The following is a 20559-nucleotide window of genomic DNA, read 5'->3' as shown; positions in this document are numbered from 1 at the left end:
CCTTCGAGGACGCTCAACAGCTCCGGTGCTGCCCGTCTCTGCCCACTGTTCTGTGCCGCTGGGGCGCTCGATCCCGTGAGAGCGGAGACCTCCCCGTCTCCGCTCCAGCGCGCCGACAACCCGGTCGACCCCAAGGCGGCGGACTCTCTGGACGAGGCCTGATGCACCTGGCTGCCATGTGTGGCATGAGAGGGTGATTACTGTGAACCGCTTGGCTGACACGACCTCGCCGTATCTGCTGCAGCATGCCGACAATCCCGTCGACTGGTGGCCCTGGTCGCCGGAGGCTTTCGAGGAAGCGCGACGGCGCGATGTGCCCGTTCTGCTGTCAGTCGGCTACTCAGCATGCCACTGGTGTCACGTCATGGCGCACGAGAGCTTCGAGGACGAAGCCGTCGCCGCGTACATGAACGAACACTTCGTCTCCGTGAAGGTGGACCGCGAGGAGCGCCCCGACGTCGACGCCGTCTACATGGAGGCCGTGCAGGCCGCCACCGGGCAGGGCGGCTGGCCCATGTCCGTCTTCATGACGCCGGACGGGGAGCCCTTCTACTTCGGTACGTACTTCCCGCCCGAGCCCCGGCACGGGATGCCGTCCTTCCGGCAGGTGCTCGAAGGCGTCCACGGTGCCTGGACGGACCGGCGCGCGGAGGTCGGGGAGGTCGCCGAGAAGATCACCCGCGATCTGGCGGGGCGGCAGCTGGAGCACGGGGACGGCGGGCTCCCCGGTGAGGCGGAGCTGGCGCGGGCACTGCTGGGCATCAGCCGGGAGTACGACCCGGAGAGCGGCTGGCTCGGCTCCGGCGACACCAGGTTCCCGCCGAGCATGACGATCGAGTTCCTGCTGCGGCACCACGCCCGGACGGAGTCCGAAGGGGCGCTGGAGATGGCGGAAGGGTTGTGCGGGGCCATGGCACGGTCGAGCCTCTTCGACCAGCTGGGCGGGGGATTCCACCGGTACGTGCTGCGCCAGCGGCCCGGGGGCGCCCTGGTGCCCCACTTCGAGAAGATGCTCTACGACAACGCGTTGCTCTGCCGGGTCTACGCGCACCTGTGGCGGGCCACCGGCTCGGAGCCGGCCCGACGGGTCGCCCTGGAGACCGCCGACTTCATGGTCCGCGAACTGCGCACCACCGAGGGCGGTTTCGCCTCCGCGCTCGACGCCGACAGCGAGGACGGGGACGGGCGGCACGTCGAGGGCGCGTACTACGTGTGGACGCCCGCACAGCTGCGGGAGGTCCTCGGCGACCAGGACGCCGCCTTCGCCGCGGAGCACTTCGGGGTGAGCGACGAGGGCACGTTCGAGGAGGGCTCCTCGGTCCTCCAGCTCGCGCGGGCCGACGCCGGGGCGGACCCGGACCGGGTCGCCCGGGTGCGGGCCGCGCTGCTCGCCGCCCGTGAGCCGCGCCCGCGCCCCGGCCGGGACGACAAGGTGGTCGCCGCCTGGAACGGTCTGGCGATCGCCGCGCTCGCCGAGACGGGGGCGTACTTCGACCGGCCCGACCTCGTCGAGCGCGCCACCGAGGCCGCGGATCTGCTGGTCCGGGTCCACTTCGGCGATGTCGCCCGGCTGGCCCGGACCTCGAAGGACGGGCGCCCCGGCGGGCACGCGGGGGTGCTGGAGGACTACGGCGACGTCGCCGAGGGCTTCCTCGCCCTGGCCGCGGTCACCGGCGAGGGCGTCTGGCTGGAGTTCGCCGGCTTCCTGCTCGACATCGTGCTCCAGCACTTCACCGGCGAGGGCGGCCTGCTCTACGACACGGCGGACGACGCCGAGCAGCTCATCCGCCGCCCGCAGGACCCCACCGACAACGCGACCCCGGCGGGCTGGACGGCGGCGGCCGGGGCGCTGCTCTCGTACGCCGCGCACACCGGCTCCGAGGCCCACCGCGCCGCGGGGGAGAGCGCGCTCGGCGTGATCAAGGCGCTCGGGCCGCGCGCCCCCCGGTTCACCAGCTGGGGTCTCGCCGTCGCCGAGGCGCTGCTGGACGGGCCGCGCGAGGTCGCCGTCGCCGGACCGGTCGGCGGGGAGCTGCACCGTACGGCGCTGCTGGGCACGGCGCCGGGCGCGGTGGTGGCGGCGGGGGAGACGGGCGGGGCCGAGTTCCCGCTGCTCGCGGACCGGCCGATGGTGGGCGGGGCGCCGACGGCGTACGTGTGCAGGCACTTCGTGTGCGACGCGCCGACGACGGACGCGGGGGAGCTGGCGCGGAGCCTCGGTGGCAGGTGACGGCCGACGGGTGACCGGGGGCCCGGCCCCCGGTCAGAGCCTCAGGCCGCCCTCCAGGGCGTCCAGGGCCCGGTCGACCATCGCGACGAGGTCACCCTCCTGGCCGTGCTCGCCCCAGTACAGCGTCACCTCGCGCAGCGTGCCCAGCACCGCCGCGACGAACACCCGGACCGCCAGATCGCCGGGCGCGCGGCCGGCGCGGGCGGCGAGCGTGCCGGCCAGCACCCCGGCCGTGTCCGACATGCTCTCCGCCATCCGGGCCCGGACCGCCGGCACCTCCACCATGAGCCGGGTCCGCTGCCGCAGCTCCTGCTCCCCGGTCGCGAGGAACGCCGCGAGCGCCTCGGCCAGTACGTGCCGCAGCGACTCCAGCGGCGGTTCCCCGGCCGGGCGGCCGCGCAGGGCGGCCGCCAGGACCCGGTCGTACTCGTCGGTGAGGACGATGTCCTCCTTGGCCGGGAAGTACCGGAAGACGGTGCTGGGCGACACCTCGGCCGCCGCCGCGATCTGCTCCACCGTCGTCGCCTCGTACCCCTGCTCGGCGATCAGCCGGTACGCGGCCTGCCGGATCTCGATCCGGGTCCTGAGCTTCTTCCGCTCGCGGAGCCCCGGCTGCGGCGGCATTCCCGGAGCGGAAACGGAAGGGGTACGGGAGGTGACGGCCATGGCCGTCATTGTCCGGCATCGGCGGGGCGCCGGCACCGGTCGGGGCGCTGCTCAGTGGTGGTTGTAGGCCACCAGCGAGATGCCGACGTAGTGCACCACGAAGGCCGCCAGGGTCAGCGAGTGGAACACCTCGTGGAAGCCGAACCAGCGCGGCGAGGGGTTGGGGCGCTTGATGCCGTAGATGACGCCGCCGGCGCTGTAGAGCAGGCCGCCGACGACGACCAGCACCAGCACCGCTATGCCGCCGGTGCGCAGGAAGTCCGGCAGGAAGAAGACCGCGGCCCAGCCCATCGCTATGTAGCAGGGCGTGTAGAGCCAGCGCGGGGCGCCGACCCAGAACACCCGGAAGGCGATCCCCGCCGCGGCGGCAGCCCAGACCGCCCACAGCAGCGGTGTCCCGGTGGACTCGGGGAGCAGCAGCAGGGTCAGCGGGGTGTACGTGCCCGCGATGATCAGGAAGATGTTGGCGTGGTCGAGCCGGCGGAGCACCGCCTCGCCGCGCGGGCCCCAGCTGCCCCGGTGGTAGAGCGCGCTCACGCCGAACAGCAGGCACGCGGTCAGGGTGTAGATGCCACAAGCGATCCGGCCGATGGAGCTGTCGGTGAACGCGATCAGCACCACCCCCGCGACGATCACGGCGGGGAACATCCCGGCATGCAGCCAGCCGCGCATGCGCGGCTTCACCGGGACGGGATCGGACTCGGCTGGTTCCAGCCCGGCGGACCCGGGCGCGGCGGCGGCAGCAGTCATCCCCGCATCGTACCTACGCGACCGTAGGTAACCGATACGAGTGGCAATGCTCACGTGTGCGGCCCCCTGGACATATGGGCGAAACGGTCGGATGATCAAATGAGTGCGGTCGGCACCGGATGAGCGCCAACGGGATTCGAAGGGGTCGAAGCATCCGGGTCGCAGCCCCCACGGGGCAACTACCAAACAGACACCCTCAACAAGGAGCGATCGTGGCGCGCGACATCGCGGCTCCCCTCACCGTCCCCACCGATCACCAGGAGCTCGTCTCCTGGGTGAACGAGATCGCAGCGATAACCGAGCCGGACCGGGTGGTCTGGTGCGACGGCTCCGAGGCCGAGTACGAGCGCCTGTGCGGGGAGCTCGTGGCCAAGGGCACGTTCACCAAGCTCGACGAGACCAAGCGCCCGAACTCGTACTACGCCGCGTCCGACCCGAGCGACGTCGCCCGCGTCGAGGACCGTACGTTCATCTGCTCCGAGAAGGAGGAGGACGCCGGCCCGACGAACCACTGGAAGGCCCCCGCCGAGATGCGGGAGATCTTCACGGGCGAGAAGGGTGTCTTCCGCGGCTCGATGCGCGGTCGCACGATGTACGTCGTCCCCTTCTGCATGGGCCCCGTCGGCTCACCCCTCTCCGCGATCGGCGTCGAGATCACCGACTCCGCCTACGTCGCCGTCTCGATGCGCACCATGACGCGCATGGGACAGGCCGTCCTGGACGAGCTGGGCACCGACGGCTTCTTCGTCAAGGCCGTCCACACGCTGGGCGCGCCCCTGGCCGAGGGGCAGGAGGACGTTCCGTGGCCGTGCAACACCACCAAGTACATCTCGCACTTCCCCGAGGACCGCGAGATCTGGTCCTACGGCTCCGGCTACGGCGGCAACGCCCTGCTCGGCAAGAAGTGCTACGCGCTGCGCATCGCCTCGGTCATGGCGCGTGACGAGGGCTGGCTCGCCGAGCACATGCTGATCCTCAAGCTCACCCCGCCGCAGGGCGAGGCCGAGGCCCCCAAGTACATCGCCGCCGCGTTCCCGTCGGCCTGCGGCAAGACCAACCTCGCCATGCTGGAGCCGACGATCCCCGGCTGGACCGTGGAGACCATCGGCGACGACATCGCCTGGATGCGCTTCGGCGAGGACGGCCAGCTGTACGCGATCAACCCGGAGGCGGGCTTCTTCGGCGTCGCGCCCGGCACCGGCGAGCACACCAACGCCAACGCGATGAAGACCATGTGGGGCAACTCCGTCTTCACCAACGTCGCGCTCACCGACGACGGCGACGTGTGGTGGGAGGGCATGACGGAGACCGCTCCGGCCCACCTCACCGACTGGAAGGGCAACGACTGGACGCCCGCGTCCGACACCCCGGCCGCCCACCCCAACGCCCGCTTCACCGTCCCGGCCGGCCAGTGCCCGATCATCGCGCCCGAGTGGGAGGACCCGAAGGGCGTGCCGATCTCGGCGATCCTCTTCGGCGGCCGCCGCGCCTCGGCCGTCCCGCTGGTCACCGAGTCCTTCACCTGGCAGCACGGCGTCTTCCTCGGGGCCAACGTGGCCTCCGAGAAGACCGCCGCCGCCGAGGGCAAGGTCGGCGAGCTGCGCCGCGACCCGTTCGCCATGCTGCCGTTCTGCGGCTACAACATGGGCGACTACATGAACCACTGGATCAAGGTCGGTGCCGACAAGGACCAGGCCAAGCTCCCGAAGATCTACTACGTGAACTGGTTCCGCAAGAACGACGCGGGCAAGTTCGTGTGGCCCGGCTTCGGTGAGAACAGCCGCGTCCTGAAGTGGATCGTCGAGCGCCTCGAAGGCAAGGCCGAGGGCGTCGAGACCCCGATCGGCATCCTGCCGGCCAAGGGCTCCATCGACACCGACGGCCTCGACCTCTCCGAGTCCGACCTGGACTTCCTGCTCGACGTCGACAAGGAGATCTGGCGCGAGGAGGCGGCGCTGGTCCCCGACCACCTCAACACCTTCGGCGACCACACGCCGAAGGAGCTGTGGGACGAGTACCGCGCGCTGGTCCAGCGCCTGGGCTGACGCCCCCGGGCGCACCCCGCGCGGGTGCGCCCCGCACATCCCCGCGGCCGGGCCTCGGACATCCGCCCTGACCTGTGGGGTCGACAGCCCGCCGCGGTACGGCCCCCGGAATCCCCTCACGAGACGCTGTTGGCGAATCCGGGGGCGCGCGTGACGTCGGCCTTCAGGACCTGGTTGTGGTCTTGAAGGCCGACGTTGTCGTATGGGGTGGGTGCGGATGTCGATGCAGCCGAGCGGGCCGGGCGAGGTCCCGGCGGAGACGGTGCGGGTGGCGCGGGCTGCGTTCCCGAGAGGGAGCCTGGCGATTCGGGTCCGGGACGAGTTGGGGCCGCTGTTCAGTGACGAGGAGTTCGCGGACCTGTTCCCGGCGCGGGGGAAGCCGGCTTGGTCACCGGGCCGGTTGGCGCTGGTGTCGGTGTTGCAGTTCGTGGAGGGGCTGACCGACCGGCAGGCCGCGGAGGCGGTGCGGGCAAGGATCGATTTCAAGTACGCGCTCGGGCTGGAATTAGGCGATCCCGGTTTCGACTTCTCGGTGCTGTCGGAGTTCCGGGACCGCCTGGTGAAGGCGGATGCAGGGCGGCGGGTGCTGGACGGCATCCTGGTGGCAGCCGGGGACAGGGGCCTGCTGAAGACGGCGGGCAGGGCGAGGACCGACTCCACGCACGTGCTGTCGGCGGCGCGGGATGTGTGCTGGCTGGAACGGGTCGCGGAAACGCTGCGGTCGGCCTTGAACGCGCTGGCTCGGACCGCCCCTGACTGGCTGGTCGAAGTTGCCGAGCCGGACTGGTTCAAGCACTATGCGGCCAGGGCTGAGGACTCCCGGTTTCCCAAGGCCCGCACCCAGCGGGACGAGGTGGGACTGCGGATCGGCCGGGACGGGACGCGGCTGCTTGAGACCGTCTGGTCCCGGCAGGCACCGCAGGAGCTGCGGACGCTTCCGCAGGTGGAGCACCTGCGCCAGATGTGGGTGCAGAACTTTCACCAGGTCGAGGGTGAGGTGAGGCGGCGGGACCCAAAAGAGAGGCCGCCGGGTGCAATCTGCCTGGTCAACCCCTACGACAGTGAGGCACGCAACAGCGTCAAACGGGACACCGCCTGGGCGGGATACAAGGTCCACTTCACCGAGACCTGCGAAGAAGACGTCCCGAACCTGATCACGAACGTGGCCACCACCGACGCGACTGTCCCCGACATCTCGATGACCGAGACGGTGCATGCCCGGCTGGCCGAAGTGGGCCGTCTGCCCGGTGAGCATCTGGTCGACGCCGGATACGTCGACGCGCACGCGCTGGTCAGCGCCCGCCGCCAGTACGGCCTCACCCTCACCGGACCGGTCGCCGGGGTCGTCAGCCCCCAGGCAGCCGCAGGCGGTGGGTTCACCGCCGACGACTTCACCATCGACTGGGCACGCGAACAGGTCACCTGCCCCGGCGGGAAGACCGCCACCTGCTGGAATCCTGACCGCTCTCCCGAGGGCACCCCGGTGATCCGGGTCCGGTTCAAAGGCGGGGACTGCCGTCCCTGCTCGGTCCGCGAGCAGTGCACCACCTCCAGCGTCGGCCGGCGCCTGACGCTGCGGCCCCGCGCGGAACACGAAGCCCTGCGCCAGGCCCGCGCCGACCAGGGCACCGACACCTGGAAGGAGCGCTACAAGACCCGCGCCGGCGTCGAAGGCACCATCTCCCAGGGCGTCCAGCGCTGCGGCCTGCGCAGATCCCGCTACCACGGCCTCGCGAAGACCGCCCTGCAACACCAGCTCACCGGTGCCGCCATCAACCTCGCCCGCCTCGACGCCCACCTCACCGAAACGCCCCGAGCCCGCACCCGCACCAGCCACTTCGCAGCACTTCGGCCCGCCGAGCCGCAGCTCAACGGGCCGAAGTAACAGGCCCCCGGATTCGCCAACAGCGTCTCCCCTCACGATTCCGGGGGCCGCCCCTTTTCCCACCCCATTTCGTGCCCCTTTCCCGCGTTTTCGCGGCGAACGTCCGGAGATCACCCAAGGCTTGCACACAGGACCTCCACAACGCTTCGATGTTCCTTCACATGCCTCCGGCTCGGTCGACCGGAGGTCAACAGAGCCTGTGGGGGACTCAGTTGAGAAGGAATCAGCACCGCATACGTATCGCGGCAACACTCACCGCACTGGCGCTCGGCACCGCCGGGCTCACCGCTGTCGCACCGTCCGCCGCCCTCGCGGCCGACGGCCCGGCGGCCGGTGACACCGTGGCCAAGCTGCCGATCTCGTCGTACGCGGCCATGGTCGTCGACTCGGTGCACGAGCGGGTCTACATCACCGACGACCGCCGGGACCAGTACGCCAACCAGGTCCACATCTACAACTTCCAGGGCCAGAGGGTGGGTTCGCTGCCCACCGCCTCCGCGCCGTCCGGGATGGCCCTGAGCGCGGACAGCAAGACGCTCCACGTCTCGCAGTCCTCGGGCATCCTCGCCTTCGACACCGAGACCCGGGAGCGCACCGGTTACACGTACACCGCGTACGACGTGCCCTGCCCGCGCGACGTCGCCTTCGCGGGCGGCAAGGAGTGGCACACCGAGACGCCGTACCTCACCACCGAGTGCGACAACCGTCAGACCTGGCTGTACGGCACGGCGGGCGACCGGTCCACCAGCACCGGGTGGAACGCGACGGGCCGGCTGCGGCTGACGAGCGGCCCCGAGGTCCCGGACCGCATCGTGATGGCGCAGAACCGCAACACCGGCACGACCAACCCCTTCCTCACCACGCTCGACGCGAGCGGCGACACGCTCGTGCGCGGCCCGGAGCGCCGGTTCGCGGACGCCGAGGGCCGGGGCGCCCTCGACATGAAGGACGTGGCGCAGTCTCCCGACGGCCGGCGGATCGCCGTCGCCGACGCCGCGTACGGCACCCGGCTGCTGGACGCCGCCGACCTGTCCGACGCGCCGGCCGCGTACCAGCCGCTGCCCGAGGGCGCCAAGGCGTCCGCGGTCGCCTTCAGCGGCGACGGCACCTACATAGCCCGGGGAGCCGCCGCGGCCGGGAGCACGGTCGACCTGCTGGTGCAGCCGGCCGACCCGGCAGCCGGAACGGCCCCGCTGGAGTTCGCCTACGAGGGCGCGCTCGACGGCGACCGGATCGCGCCGCGCGGGCTCGGCTGGTCGAAGGACGGTTCGCGGCTGTTCGCCGTCACCGCCAACACCCCCGGCAACGAGTTCTGGCTGCACGTCATCCAGCCCCCTGCCGCCCAGTACGACTCCCGCTTCACCGGCGCGCTCTCCACCACCCCCGGGCAGCCCGTGGTCGGCGAACCGGTCGGGATCAGGGGCCGGCTGGAGCTGGACGGGCCCGCGCCCGCCGAACCGGTCCGGGTGTCGGCGGTACGGCACGACGCGAACGGAGACCGCAGGCTCGCCCCCGTCGAGGTCGACGCCGACGGATCGTTCACCGTCCTCGACGTCCCGTCGCTGGTCGGCGACGCCACCTACACCGTCTCGTTCACCGGTGACATCACCCACCGCCCGGCCGAGGACACCGCGCTCGGCGTCACGGTCGCCAAGGCCCCGACCACCATCGCCCTCACCGCCCCGGCGGAGGCGAAGAAGAGCGCCGGGCTGACGATCACCGGCACCCTGACCGGCCGGGGCCGGGACCTGCCCGCCGGGATCACGCTGTCCGTGGTGCGCACCGACCGGAAGGGCACCGGCACGCTGACCTCGGCCGCCGTCGCCGCCGACGGCACCTTCACCATCAACGACCTGCCCCGCGCCACCGGCCAGGTGACGTACGAGGTCGGCTACGCCGGTGACACCCTGCACGCCGGATCGACCGCGTCCGCGACGGTGCGGGTGCGCGCCTGATCGAAGCCGCGCCACTGAGACCGGTGCGGCCCGTGGGGCGGAACGGGCACTACCCGTTCCGCCCCCGGTCCTCCAGATAGCGGGTGTGGGTCTGCTGCCGACGCGCCTCCGCCTCCCGCAGCGCCGTCGCCAGCTCCTCGACCTCCCGGTGCAGCAGCGTCAGCTGCCGTTCCAGATGGCGCTCGGGCGGCTCCGTGCCCGGCACCATCCGGGTCCACGGGCGGATCCGCACGAACGCGTCGACCGACTCCAGGATGTCCTGGCGCACGGCGCGCGCCAGGACGTGCACGCCCTCCGGGTCGGCGGCCAGCGCCTCGGCCACCGGCCCGGGGGCGAGCAGCCCGTCGAGCAGACCGGTCAGTTCGGTGAGCCGGCCGGACGCGGCGGGCGGCAGCTCGACCTCGTCCAGATACCCGCACAGGGCCACGTAGTCGGTCCGTACCGCGTCCAGCTGGGTCGACGGGTCGGGGAAGACCGGGACCGCGGGCCGCTCGGGAGGCGCGATCAGCGCCCCCGCGCCGTACAGTCCGACGACCACCACCGGCCAGTACGCCCCGGCGAGGCCGGTGAAGGTGAGGGCGAGGCCGGCGATCCCGCAGGCGCTCCCGGTGAGGTTCTTCCGCGACTCCAGGTATGCCAGTACCCGGTTGGCGGGCCTGCCTCCCGGCTCGCCCGGCGGGTTACTGGTATCCACGGATCTCCTCGAAGGCGCCGTCCAGCGAGCCGGGCCCCTGTTCCTTCGTCGCGTCGAAGAGCCGGCCGCCGGTCAGTGCGGCGATCCGGTCCAGCTCGCCCCGGTCCGAGTCGCCGAAGACGATCGGGAAGACCGGGGTGACCTGTCGCGCGGCCGGCAGCGCACGGTAGTAGGAGCTGAAGCCGGTGGCCGTGTCGCCCGTGGTGTTCTCGCCGTCCGTCATCAGCACGATCGAGGTGAACGCGGACTCGGTGCCGTCGCCGATCTGTTCGTAGGCCGACTTCAGGCTCGAATAGATCGCCGTCTCGCCACCGGCCGTCAGCGCGGCCGTGTCCGCCTTGATCGCCGCCAGGCCCCGCTGCGGATCGGCCGGGTCGACCGTGTGCGTACGGACCTGCTTCACCGACGAGCCGAACGGCAGCAGCGTGACCTCCTCCCGTTCCCGGAAGTCCCCGGTCAGCCCGGTCAGCGCGGCCTTCAGCGCCTTCAGCCGGTCGCCCGCCATCGAGCCGGAGGTGTCCAGCACGTACACGGTGCGCGAGGGCCGCCGGAGCTTGTTCTCGTAACTGTGCAGCAGCCCGTCGGCCACGGACCGCGTGCCCGGGAAAGGCAGTTCGCGGCGCGCGTCGGCGGCGAGCGGTGCCGCGGGCCGCACCGAGGGCACGACCGGGCGGCGGAAGGTGTCCCGGGTCAGCTTCCGCTGCACGTCCGGGGTCCGCAGATAGGCGGTCAGCGCGCGGACCGAGTCCTTCGCGTCCGCAGCGGCGGCGGCCAGCGCGCTGAGCGGGTAGTCGGCCGTCACCACCCCGTCGCGGGGACGGATCACGGTCAGCCCGGTGTGGCTGTCGCGGTTCAGCGAGAGCAGCACCGACTCGTAGTTGATCAGCGCGTCGACGTTGCCGCGCCGGGCGTACGCGGTGGCCAGCCAGCCCGAGGAGCCGGAGGTCAGCCGCTGCCCCGCGAAGAACTCCTTCAGCTTCCCGCTCGCGCCCCGGACATCGGCGTCGGTCAGCGCGGACTGCGCGCCCGACAGCCCGGAGGCGACCGAGACCAGTGCGGAGAAACCGGAGTTGGAGCGGTCCGGATCGGTCATTCCGTACGTCAGCCGGCCCTCGGCGACCGCCCGGTGCACCTGTGACCAGGTCACGTCCGAGGGCTTCCAGCCCAGCCGCTTCACGGTCGCCGGACGGACCCCGAGGGCGACCGGCGAAACCATCAGCGGGGTCTCCGACGTGATGCGCCCCGCCGCGTCCGGGTGCAGCCGCAGATAGTCGTTGGACGACAGCCAGACCGCGTCGTACGCCCCGTCCGCCTTCCCCGAGCCGAGCAGCTCGACGGCGTCCAGCGTGCCGGTCCAGGTGGGCCGCACGGTGATCCCGGTGGCCTTCCGGGCCTCCTCCAACAGGGGCTTCATGTCGGCTAGTTCACTGGAGGCGAGAACCCGCAGCGTGCCGGCCCGCGGCTTGCCGTCGTCCTTGCCGGCCCCGCCGGACGCGCCGCCCGGCGCCCCGTCGTCCGAGGTGGAACAGGCGGCGAGCGGGGCGAGCACGGCGACGGCCAGCAGCGCGACGAGCGAGCGCGCGACCCGGCGCCGCAGCCGTCTCAGCCGCTGCCGGGGACGGTGCGTCATCCGAGACCACCGCCCTCCAGCACGCCCGCCGACCGGCTGCGCTCCAAGTGGGCACCGGCCTGCTGGAGTTCGGAGGTCAGCGACTCCACGGTCGCCGCCATCGACTCGGTGGCCTGCGCCTTGTACGTGTCGATGGCGTCGAGCGTCCGGTAGATCTGCTGGAATGCGGTACGCAGCGTCTCCGCGCTCACCGCCGGATCGGCGGCGATGCGCTGGATCTCACCGCTCTGGCCGGCGAGCATCTCCGCGTTGCCGCGGATCAGGTCCTCGGTCGTGGAGCGCAGCACCTGCACCTGCTCGGTCACCCTGCGCTGGTTCTCCAGCGCCGAGGCCAGCATCACGGCGATCCGCAGCGCGGAGACGGTGGTGGTCGCGGCCCGGTCGACACCCCGGATGAGCTCGTCGTTGTTGCGCCGTACGACGTCCATCGCGAGATAGCCCTGGGCGCAGACCGCGAGCTGGGTCAGCAGGTCCTGGTGCTTCTGCCGCACGGGGAAGAGCACATCGGCCCGCAGCGCGTCCGCCTGTGCCGGGTCGGTGGCCGCGGCCTCGGCGATGCGCTGCTCGACGGCGCCGTCCAGCGCCTCGGTGAGCACCACGTACTCCTGGAGCTTGCCCATGGTCTCCCAGAGCCGGGTGCGCTCGGTGTGCAGGGCGGCGTTGTCGCGGCGCAGTTCGTCCTGCCCGCCGCGCAGCGAGCCCACGATCCGGTTCAGGGTGGCCTGGGAGGAGGCGTACTTGGCGACGTGGTCGCGGATCCTGTTGCCGCCGGGCAGCTTGGACAGCAGCCGGCGGGCGCCGCGGCCCGGGGTGTCGCGCGGGTCGAGGTCCTCGACGGTGCGGCGCAGCTCGACCAGGGACGAGCCGACCTTGGACTGCGCGTCCACGCCCCCGGAGCCGGCCAGCGAGCGGACGGTGCGGTCCAGCATCCGGTTGGACTGCTGGGCGGCGCTGCGGATGTCGCCCTGCCCGAGTGCGGCGATCTCCCCGATCCGGGTGCTGAATTCGGGCGACCGGGCGTCGAGCCCGGAGAGGGCGCCGATGTACTCGGCGGCGCGGCGCGTCATCTCCGTGCGTACCGATTCGTCGACCGGCACGAGACCGGCCGCCTGCTCGGTCCGGACCGGGGCGACCGGTTCCGGCGGGGTGAGGACCAGCGGCGGGGCGGAGTCGCCCGGCGGGGTGAGGCTGAGCGGCTGCGGCTCTTCGGTCATGGCTGAGGTCTCCAGGAAGGCGTGTGTGGTCAGCCGCGGGTCCGCCGGGCCATCGCGCGCAGCACCTCGGCGGTGGGCACGGGCGCCTGGCGGACCCCGGTCAGCTTCTGGTCGATGTAGTCGGTGTGGTCCGCGGTGGCGGTCGTGAACTCGGCCGCGGCCCCCTGGGGCCGGAAGCCGTGCCGCACGGCGAGCTTCCGCAACTCCGGGTCCGTGGAGAGGAGTTCGCCCAGTTGCCGGCCGCTCCCGGTCAGCGGTACGAGGGTGTGGTCGCTGGAGACGGTGGTGTCGGGGTAGAGGAGGACCAGGTCCCCGGCGTCCTGCCGCTGCATCAGCAGCGAGGCGACCTGCGACTCGTACACCAGGACCAGCGGATTGCCGACCCCGCTGATGAAGTCCCGGAACGGGGCGTCGCTGCTGGTCTGCTGCGCCCCCTGCACCCGGATCAGCTTCTTCAGCAGTGGTGCGGTGCGGTCGATGGCGGCATCGTCCGCGGCGACCCGGCCGCCGTCGGCGACGTACGAGGCGGCGGCGAGGTAGAGGGCGCCGGAATTGGACGACACGGGGTCGGTGCTGGTGATGAACACCGTCCCGGTCAACTCGGCGTGCTTTCCCGCCCCCTTGAGCTGCTGCCAGGTCCGGTCCGACCGGGCGGCCCGGAGGTAGGGCCCCATCAGCAGCTTGCCGCTGGACTTCCCGCCCATCGTGGCGAGTCCGTTGTCCGCCAGGACCTGGGCGGCGGCGCGGTGCGCGACGACGACCAGCGGCGAGTAGAAGGGCCTGAGCGGCCCGCCCTTGACGGCGGACCCGCGCTGCAGCTCGTCGGCCGGGGCCTTGGAGCCGGGGAACGCGAAGTCGTAGCCCTTGAGGGGGAGTCGGTCCATGGCCCAGGACCCGGACGTCTCCGCCTTGACGGTGAGCCCCTTGGCGGCGAGGGCCTTCACCACATCGGGGTCGGCGAAGAACTCCGCCTTCTCCGAACCGATCACTCCACGCACGGTCTTCGTTGCCGTGCTCTTGTCCTTGCTGTCGCGGCCTGCTGCGACGGCCACTGCCACTCCGCCGATCAGCAGCACCGCCAGGACGATTCCCACGATGCGTCTCACACGCGAAGCCTGCTCGCGGAAACCCACATTCCAGGCGGAGTTGGGTGGACGGAAGGTTAAGCGATTATCCCAGTACGCAACGGAGGCGGAACGGGATCAGGAACAACTGCCCGCCGGGCGGGGGTGGGTGGCACCCGGTCCACGCGCCTCGACGGCCCGTGGACCGGGGCCGTCAGTGGGCGCCGACCAGTCGTGTCGTGGCGGCGGGGGCGGCGAGCGCCGCGGTGTGGGCGTCCATGCGCTCGGCCGCGAGGATCGCGACGGCCGTGTCGGCGCGGGAAGCGGCCACCACCAGTGCCCGGCCGGCGAGGGCGTGGGCGCGGCGGTGCAGCGCGGACGCGGGTGCGTCGGTCCGGCCGGCGTGCCGGGCGGGCGGCGCGCCGCGCAGCCTGGCGACCTGCTCGGCGATGCGGTCGCCCGCCTCGCCGATGCCCAGCTCGTCGGTGACCGCGAGGAGCGCGGCCAGGTGCCCGGCGAGCTGGATGTCCAGCTCTTCCTCACGGGAACGGTGCGGGAAGTCGTCGGCGTGGTCGGCCGGTGTGTGGACCGATTTGGTGCGGATCGGTTCGTACATGGATGGCCTCCTGGTGTTGCAGTGGGACCATCCTACCTTGGATTCAGTCTAAAGTTGTTCGCTATCGACTCTGGCGTCCGCGGAATCCTCGGCGACCGGCCGCTACGGCTGGCCGTAGCCGTCCAGGAAGTGCGCGATCCGGGTCACCGCGTCCGTCAGGTCCTCGGTCGACGGCAGCGTCACCACGCGGAAGTGATCGGGCTCGGGCCAGTTGAACCCGGTGCCGTGCACGACCATGATCTTCTCGGCCCGCAGCAGGTCGAGCACCATCTGCCGGTCGTCCTTGATCTTGTAGACCTTGGGGTCCAGGCGCGGGAAGAGGTACAGCGCCCCCTTCGGCTTCACACAGGTCACGCCCGGGATCTGCGTCAGCAGGTCGTACGCGGCATCCCGCTGCTCCAGGATCCGCCCGCCCGGCAGCACCAGGTCGTCGATCGACTGCCGCCCGCCGAGCGCGGTGGCCACGGCGTGCTGCGAGGGCATGTTGGCGCACAGCCGCATGTTCGCGAGGATCGTCAGCCCCTCGATGTACGAGGAGGCGTGCGCCTTCGGGCCGCAGACCGCCAGCCAGCCCGACCGGTATCCGGCCACCCGGTAGTTCTTGGAGAGCCCGTTGAAGGTGAGCACCATCAGATCGGGCGCGATCGTCGCGGTCGGGGTGTGGGTCGCCCCGTCATACAGGATCCGGTCGTAGATCTCGTCGGAGCAGACGACCAGGTTGTGGCGCCGGGCGAGCTCCGTCAGCCCGCGCAGCATCTCGTCGTCGTACACCGCACCCGTCGGATTGTTCGGGTTGATGATCACGAGGGCCTTGGTGCGGTCGGTGATCCGCCGCTCGATGTCGGCGAGGTCCGGCATCCAGTCGGACTGCTCGTCGCACCGGTAGTGCACGGCCGTGCCGCCGGCCAGCGACACCGAGGCGGTCCACAGCGGATAGTCCGGAGCCGGTACGAGGACCTCGTCGCCGTCGTCGAGCAGTGCCTGCATCGACATCTGGATCAGCTCGGAGACACCGTTGCCCAGGTAGATGTCCTCGACGTCGAGGTCGATCCCCTTGGTCTGGTAATGCTGCATCACCGCCCGCCGCGCGGACAGCAGCCCCTTCGCGTCGCCGTAGCCGTGCGCACCGGAGAGGTTGCGCAGTATGTCCTCAAGAATCTCGGGCGGGCACTCGAACCCGAACGCGGCAGGGTTGCCGGTGTTCAGCTTGAGGATGCGGTGACCGGCTGCTTCCAGCCGCATCGCCTCCTCCAGCACGGGGCCCCGGATTTCGTAACAGACATTGGCGAGCTTCGTGGACTGGATGACCTGCATGTCTGGGAGCTTACGACCGCGTTGCCCCTGTTGCCCGGGCTTTCCCTCCCGGTTGCCCCACCCGGGTACTCCCTCGGCCCCAACCCGTCTTCCATAGCCATGCGCCCACAGTCCGCGACCGTGGGAACGCCGGTCGGGGGCGGGGGCGGGGCTTCGAATGCGGTGGAATCCGGGCGTGACGGACGCCCATGGGTGAGATGTGCCACGCTCCCTTCACTCCGGCAGCCGGGTGCCTTCGGGGAGGCGGATGCCGAAGCCGGCCGTCAGTACGCTCAGCACCTCGGCCCCGTCCGCCAGCTCCCGTTCCTCGCGGGTGCCGTCCTGGGCGGTGACCGTGAGGGTGCGGCCGGACAGTGACAGATGGGAGTTCGGGGTGGTGCGCTGGGCGTACACCCGATGGCTGAACGGGGAGCGCGGGTTGGTCGCGATGTGCCAGTTGATCACCTCGTAGTCCGGCGCCTCGAAGGGCTCCAGCGTGAAGGCGTACTGGGACTCCCAACTCCCGTCGGCGGTGCGGGCCTGGAGTTCCCACTGCTCCAGCGGCCCGTCGTGCGGGGTGTTGACGAGCCGGTGGTGGCGCGGGCTGTCGTGCAGCTCGGCGCCGGCCACCAGCGGGATCGGCTCCAGCAGCGAACCGGCCGACCCGAAGCCGACGTCCGCCAGATACGGGGTCGGCTCGCCCGGCACCCCGGCCAGCATCAGCATGTGCGTGCGCGGCCGGACGTCCCCGGGCGCGGCGCCCACCACGACCCGCGCGCAGAGCAGCGTGATCCGGAAGCCGAGCGCGGTCAGCGCGGCGGCGAACAGGGTGTTGTGCTCGTAGCAGTACCCGCCGCGGCCACCGCGTACGAGCTTCGCCTCCAGATCCGCGAGCGCGAGCGAGGGGGCGCTGCCCAGCACGGGGTCCAGGTTCTCGAACGGGATGCCCAGCAGGTGGGCCCGGTGCACGGAGCGCAGCACCTGCGCGGTCGGCCGGCGCTCCCCGGACCAGCCGATGCGGGCGAGATAGGCGTCGAGGTCGATGCCGGGGGCGGGCTGGGGGCCGTGATCGGCGGCGCGGTCGGAGGTCATGCGCCGACCGTACGCAACCGGGGCGGTGGACCGCCTGGGGCGGGAGGTCTGACGGTCCTGGTCCTCGGGTCCTGGTCCCGAGGTCCCGTGCCCCCGGCGCGCGGGCGCGGGAGCCCCGGCGGGCCGGTGCGGTCACTCGGTCCTGTCCTCGGCGAGGGTGTGGGCGACCAGGGCGTTGGCGTGGCCGTGCCCCAGGCCGTGCTCGGACTTGAGCCAGCCGACGAGCTCCATGTGCTTGGTGAGCGGGGAGGACCGGATGAGGTCCTTCCACTCCGCGATCGGACGCCCGTACTTCTTCTCGATCGACGGGAAATAGCTGGCAGGACCCTTCACGGCATCAGTCATGGCGGGGATTCTGCCATTGCCGTGATCCCCCCGGCCGGGGTTTTCCGGTGGCCCGCCGTCCGCCGGACCGGACCGCGTCGCACCCGACCGGACCGGGCACGGGGCGTCGGGTGCGCCGGGTGCACTCTTTACGGCGTGAGTGTCCGTGAGGGAAGGAGGCCGGGGTGCTGGAGAAGCTGAACCAGGCCATGGAGTACATCGAGGGCCGGCTCGACCGGCGGATCGAGATGGCCGAACCGGCCCGGATCGCCATGACCTCGGAGTACCACTTCCGGCGGATGTTCTCCGCGCTGGCCGGGATGCCGCTGTCGGAGTACGTCCGGCGCAGGCGGCTGACGCTCGCGGGCGCCGAGGTGCTGGGCGGGGAACGGACGTTGCTGGAGGTCGCCGTGCGGTACGGCTACTCCTCGGGCGAGGCGTTCGCGCGGGCGTTCCGGGCCATGCACGGCGTCGGTCCGGGCGAGGCCCGGCGGACCGGTGCGGTGCTGAGGTCGCAGCCCCGGATGTCCTTCCGTCTCGTGGTCGAGGGCGGCAGCAGCATGGAGTACCGGATCGTGGCGAAGGACGAGTTCCGGGTGGTCGGCAGGAAGGCGCGGGTGCCTCTGGTGCACGAGGGGGTCAACCCGGCCGTCGCCGAGTTCATCAGGGGCATCGGCAAGGAGACCGTGGCGCGCATCGCGGCACTGTCCGACCAGCGGCCGGAGGGCATCGTCCAGGTGAGCGACGGCCTGGCGGCCGGCCGCGCGGAGGGGACCGAACTGGACTACTACCACGCCGTGGTGACGAGTGCTCAGGAACTGCCCGGCGACCTGGACGTGCTGGTGGTCCCGGCGGGCGCCTGGGCAGTCTTCGAGAACGCCGGGCCGTTCCCCGAGGCGCTTCAGTACCTGTGGCGGGACGTGTTCACGCAGTGGTTCCCGTCCAATCCGTACCGGAGCAGGCCCGGCCCCGAGATCCTGAGCGTGCGGCCGTCGCCGGAGGCGGGGGAGACCGCCGCTCAGCTGTGGATCCCGGTGGAGCCGACCACCGCCTGAGGTCCGACGGCTTGAAACCGCCCCTTGTGGGGGCCCCTTCAGTGCGCCAACATGCGCATGTCAAATCCGAAGGAAACTTCGGTGGGCGGGAGCCATCGGGCCCCTGCTCAGGTCACTTGAGGGGACCCCCACATGAAGAAGCCTCTCGTCGGTGCGCTGTTCGCTGTTCTGCTCCTCGGGGCAGGTGTCGCGCCCGCAACCGCAGCAACCGGCCATGAAGCGGCGTCGCCCACCACGGCAACCGGCCACGCGGCGGCGTCGCCGACCGCGGTCAAGGAGAAGGCCAGGCCCAAGGCGGTCAACTTCGCCGGGACCGTGGCGCTCAGCAACTGTTCCGGCTCCGTCGTCCGCACCCCGGACTCGCAGCCCGGCGACCCCGCGCTGGTGCTCTCCAACGGGCACTGCATGGAGACGGGATTCCCGGGCCCCGGCGAGGTCGTCCTCGACCAGCCGTCCACCCGTAGCTTCACCTTGCTCAACGCCTCGGGCAGTGGTGTCGGAACCCTGCGGGCCAGCAGGATCGCGTACGGGACGATGACCGACACCGACATATCGGTGTACGAACTCACCAGCACCTACGCCCAGATCGAGAGCACCTACGGCATCAAGGCGCTGGAGCTGAACACCGCGCACCCGGTCCAGGGCACCGCGATCACCGTCGTGTCCGGCTACTGGAAGCGCACGTACTCCTGCAACGTCGACGGCTTCGTCTACCGCCTCAAGGAGGGCGAGTGGACCTGGAAGGACTCGGTCCGCTACACCTCCGCCTGCCAGACCATCGGCGGTACGTCCGGCTCCCCGGTGATCGACAACGCGACCGGCAAGGTCGTCGCCGTCAACAACACCGGCAACGAGGACGGCCAGGAGTGCACGGACAACAACCCGTGCGAGGTCGACGAGAACGGCAATGTGACGGTGCGCGAGGGCATCAACTACGCCCAGGAGACGTACGGCATCGTGCCGTGCATCGGTACCGGCAACAAGTTCGACCTCGACCGTGCGGGGTGTGCGCTGCCCAAGCCGTGACCCAGGGCCTCTCGTTCGGATCACGCCGGGCTCACGTGCCCCGGTGCCGGACCCCGCTCCCTGATCCGGTCTGATCCGGCCTGATCCAAAACGCAAGACCCTGGCCGCGTGAACCTGTCGCCGCCGTGACGCCCACCCCGGGCGCCGCGGCGGCGATCGTCGCGTTCATGGCCCTGTCGTGCGTCCGATCGCCGCCTCGATCCCGTCGAGCAGCACCCCGAGCCCGACGGCGAACGTCTCCCTCGCCTCCCGCTCCAGGTACGGCACCGCCCCCTCTCCCGGCGCCGATGCCGGTGGCTGTGGCGCGGAGGCGGTCTCCATCGCGACCAGGCTCGGATAGCGCTCCGCGAAGTCGGGCGCCACCTCGCCCAGCAGCGCCGAGCGGGCGAACCACCACTCCTCGTCCGACTCGCCCGTCACCGCCGCCGCCTGCCGCGCCTCCGCGACCGTCCCCGCGCAGCCGCGCACGAAGTGGGAGAGCGTGCCGACCAGCCGCCGCAACAAGTGCGCTTCGAGCCCGGTCGAGTTCAGCAGGCGCACCAGTGTGTCCAGCCCCGCGTACTCGTGCGGGCCGAGCACCGGGCGGGCCTGGGAGACCTGGAGCACCCAGGGATGGCGGAGGTGGAATTCGAGTCCGTCCCGCGCCCAGTCGGTCAGGCCCGCACGCCAGTCGCCGGTGTCGTCGTACTCCGTGGGCAGTTCGGCGTGGACCGCGTCGTACATCAGGTCCAGCAGCTCGCCCTTGCTGGGTACGTAGGTGTAGAGCGCCATCGCGGTGCGGCCGAGCCGCTCGCCCACCGCGCGCATCGAGAGCGCGGCCATGCCGTCCTCGTCCGCGACGGCGATCGCGGCGGTCACGATCGCATCGACGCTCAGCCCCGGCCTGGGGCCGGGACCGGGGCGCCGGCCCTGCTGATCCGGCCGGTCGGCGCGCCAGAGCAGGGACATCGAACGGCGGGCGTCGCCCTGTCCGGCAAAGACCACCACTTGCGACTCCTTACGCCATAAAGTAACTTCGCC

The 20559-nt window shown here is 71.5% G+C and carries 17 protein-coding genes; 6 read left to right on the top strand and 11 right to left on the bottom strand.

The window, feature by feature from the left end:
* The first annotated feature begins 202 nt into the window (after nt 1-202).
* Nucleotides 203-2230 carry a thioredoxin domain-containing protein gene (locus ACFVH0_RS09390; protein WP_385818986.1) on the top strand — a complete coding sequence of 676 codons (2028 nt, stop codon included), beginning with the start codon at nt 203-205 and terminating at the stop codon, nt 2228-2230.
* Nucleotides 2231-2263: 33 nt separating this feature from the next.
* Here the strand turns inward: ACFVH0_RS09390 and ACFVH0_RS09385 are convergent, their stop codons facing one another.
* Together ACFVH0_RS09385 and ACFVH0_RS09380 are read right to left on the bottom strand one after the other, a co-directional pair.
* Nucleotides 2264-2896 (bottom strand): TetR/AcrR family transcriptional regulator, encoded by a 633-nt coding sequence (locus tag ACFVH0_RS09385; RefSeq protein ID WP_385818985.1) that lies wholly within the window; start codon nt 2894-2896, stop codon nt 2264-2266.
* A gap of 51 nt (nt 2897-2947) precedes the next feature.
* The gene (locus tag ACFVH0_RS09380; protein WP_385818984.1) at nt 2948-3646 is read right to left on the bottom strand and encodes a hemolysin III family protein; all 699 of its coding nucleotides are present in this window, start codon (nt 3644-3646) and stop codon (nt 2948-2950) included.
* A gap of 212 nt (nt 3647-3858) precedes the next feature.
* On the opposite strand from ACFVH0_RS09380, the gene ACFVH0_RS09375 reads away from it, so the two are divergent.
* The 3 genes from ACFVH0_RS09375 to ACFVH0_RS09365 all read left to right on the top strand — a co-directional run bounded on the left by ACFVH0_RS09375 (nt 3859) and on the right by ACFVH0_RS09365 (nt 9531).
* A complete protein-coding gene (locus ACFVH0_RS09375; RefSeq protein WP_385818983.1) occupies nt 3859-5691 on the top strand; it encodes a phosphoenolpyruvate carboxykinase (GTP) in 1833 nt (610 codons plus the stop codon).
* 217 nt (nt 5692-5908) lie between these two features.
* Complete coding sequence (locus ACFVH0_RS09370) at nt 5909-7576, top strand: IS1182 family transposase (protein WP_385818982.1); 1668 nt, start codon at nt 5909-5911, stop codon at nt 7574-7576.
* A gap of 212 nt (nt 7577-7788) precedes the next feature.
* On the top strand, nt 7789-9531 hold the full coding sequence (locus ACFVH0_RS09365; RefSeq protein ID WP_385818981.1) for an Ig-like domain repeat protein: 1743 nt from the start codon (nt 7789-7791) through the stop codon (nt 9529-9531).
* 49 nt (nt 9532-9580) lie between these two features.
* Here the strand turns inward: ACFVH0_RS09365 and ACFVH0_RS09360 are convergent, their stop codons facing one another.
* From ACFVH0_RS09360 to ACFVH0_RS09325, 8 genes are all read right to left on the bottom strand, one after another.
* The gene (locus ACFVH0_RS09360) at nt 9581-10171 is read right to left on the bottom strand and encodes a hypothetical protein (protein ID WP_385819022.1); all 591 of its coding nucleotides are present in this window, start codon (nt 10169-10171) and stop codon (nt 9581-9583) included.
* Between the two features lie 40 nt (nt 10172-10211).
* Entirely contained in the window at nt 10212-11855 is a 1644-nt protein-coding gene (locus ACFVH0_RS09355) for a substrate-binding domain-containing protein (protein ID WP_385818980.1), read from the bottom strand.
* Nucleotides 11852-13069: a toxic anion resistance protein gene (locus ACFVH0_RS09350; RefSeq protein WP_385818979.1), complete on the bottom strand. Its 1218-nt coding sequence runs from the start codon at nt 13067-13069 to the stop codon at nt 11852-11854. Before ACFVH0_RS09350 ends, ACFVH0_RS09355 begins: the two co-directional genes overlap by 4 nt.
* Before the next feature lie 29 nt (nt 13070-13098).
* A complete protein-coding gene (locus ACFVH0_RS09345; protein ID WP_385818978.1) occupies nt 13099-14202 on the bottom strand; it encodes a hypothetical protein in 1104 nt (367 codons plus the stop codon).
* 145 nt (nt 14203-14347) lie between these two features.
* Nucleotides 14348-14749 (bottom strand): hypothetical protein, encoded by a 402-nt coding sequence (locus tag ACFVH0_RS09340; RefSeq protein ID WP_385818977.1) that lies wholly within the window; start codon nt 14747-14749, stop codon nt 14348-14350.
* Nucleotides 14750-14851: 102 nt separating this feature from the next.
* Entirely contained in the window at nt 14852-16063 is a 1212-nt protein-coding gene (locus tag ACFVH0_RS09335) for a pyridoxal phosphate-dependent aminotransferase (protein ID WP_385818976.1), read from the bottom strand.
* 213 nt (nt 16064-16276) lie between these two features.
* Entirely contained in the window at nt 16277-17134 is an 858-nt protein-coding gene (locus ACFVH0_RS09330; protein WP_385818975.1) for an arylamine N-acetyltransferase, read from the bottom strand.
* Nucleotides 17135-17266: 132 nt separating this feature from the next.
* On the bottom strand, nt 17267-17479 hold the full coding sequence (locus ACFVH0_RS09325) for a DUF4287 domain-containing protein (protein ID WP_385818974.1): 213 nt from the start codon (nt 17477-17479) through the stop codon (nt 17267-17269).
* 164 nt (nt 17480-17643) lie between these two features.
* Between ACFVH0_RS09325 and ACFVH0_RS09320 the strand changes: the two genes are divergently transcribed.
* Together ACFVH0_RS09320 and ACFVH0_RS09315 are read left to right on the top strand one after the other, a co-directional pair.
* Nucleotides 17644-18513: a GyrI-like domain-containing protein gene (locus tag ACFVH0_RS09320; RefSeq protein WP_385818973.1), complete on the top strand. Its 870-nt coding sequence runs from the start codon at nt 17644-17646 to the stop codon at nt 18511-18513.
* Nucleotides 18514-18645: 132 nt separating this feature from the next.
* A complete protein-coding gene (locus ACFVH0_RS09315) occupies nt 18646-19539 on the top strand; it encodes a serine protease (RefSeq protein WP_385818972.1) in 894 nt (297 codons plus the stop codon).
* A 165-nt stretch (nt 19540-19704) separates the two neighbouring features.
* Here the strand turns inward: ACFVH0_RS09315 and ACFVH0_RS09310 are convergent, their stop codons facing one another.
* Nucleotides 19705-20526 carry a TetR/AcrR family transcriptional regulator gene (locus tag ACFVH0_RS09310; RefSeq protein ID WP_385818971.1) on the bottom strand — a complete coding sequence of 274 codons (822 nt, stop codon included), beginning with the start codon at nt 20524-20526 and terminating at the stop codon, nt 19705-19707.
* Nucleotides 20527-20559: the final 33 nt, after the last annotated feature.

Origin of the sequence: Streptomyces sp. NPDC127117, from assembly GCF_042677325.1 — a bacterium.
Lineage (GTDB): Bacteria > Actinomycetota > Actinomycetes > Streptomycetales > Streptomycetaceae > Streptomyces.
The sequence above is the reverse complement of the archived record's forward strand: the minus strand, read 5'-3'. Positions and strand labels throughout refer to the sequence as shown.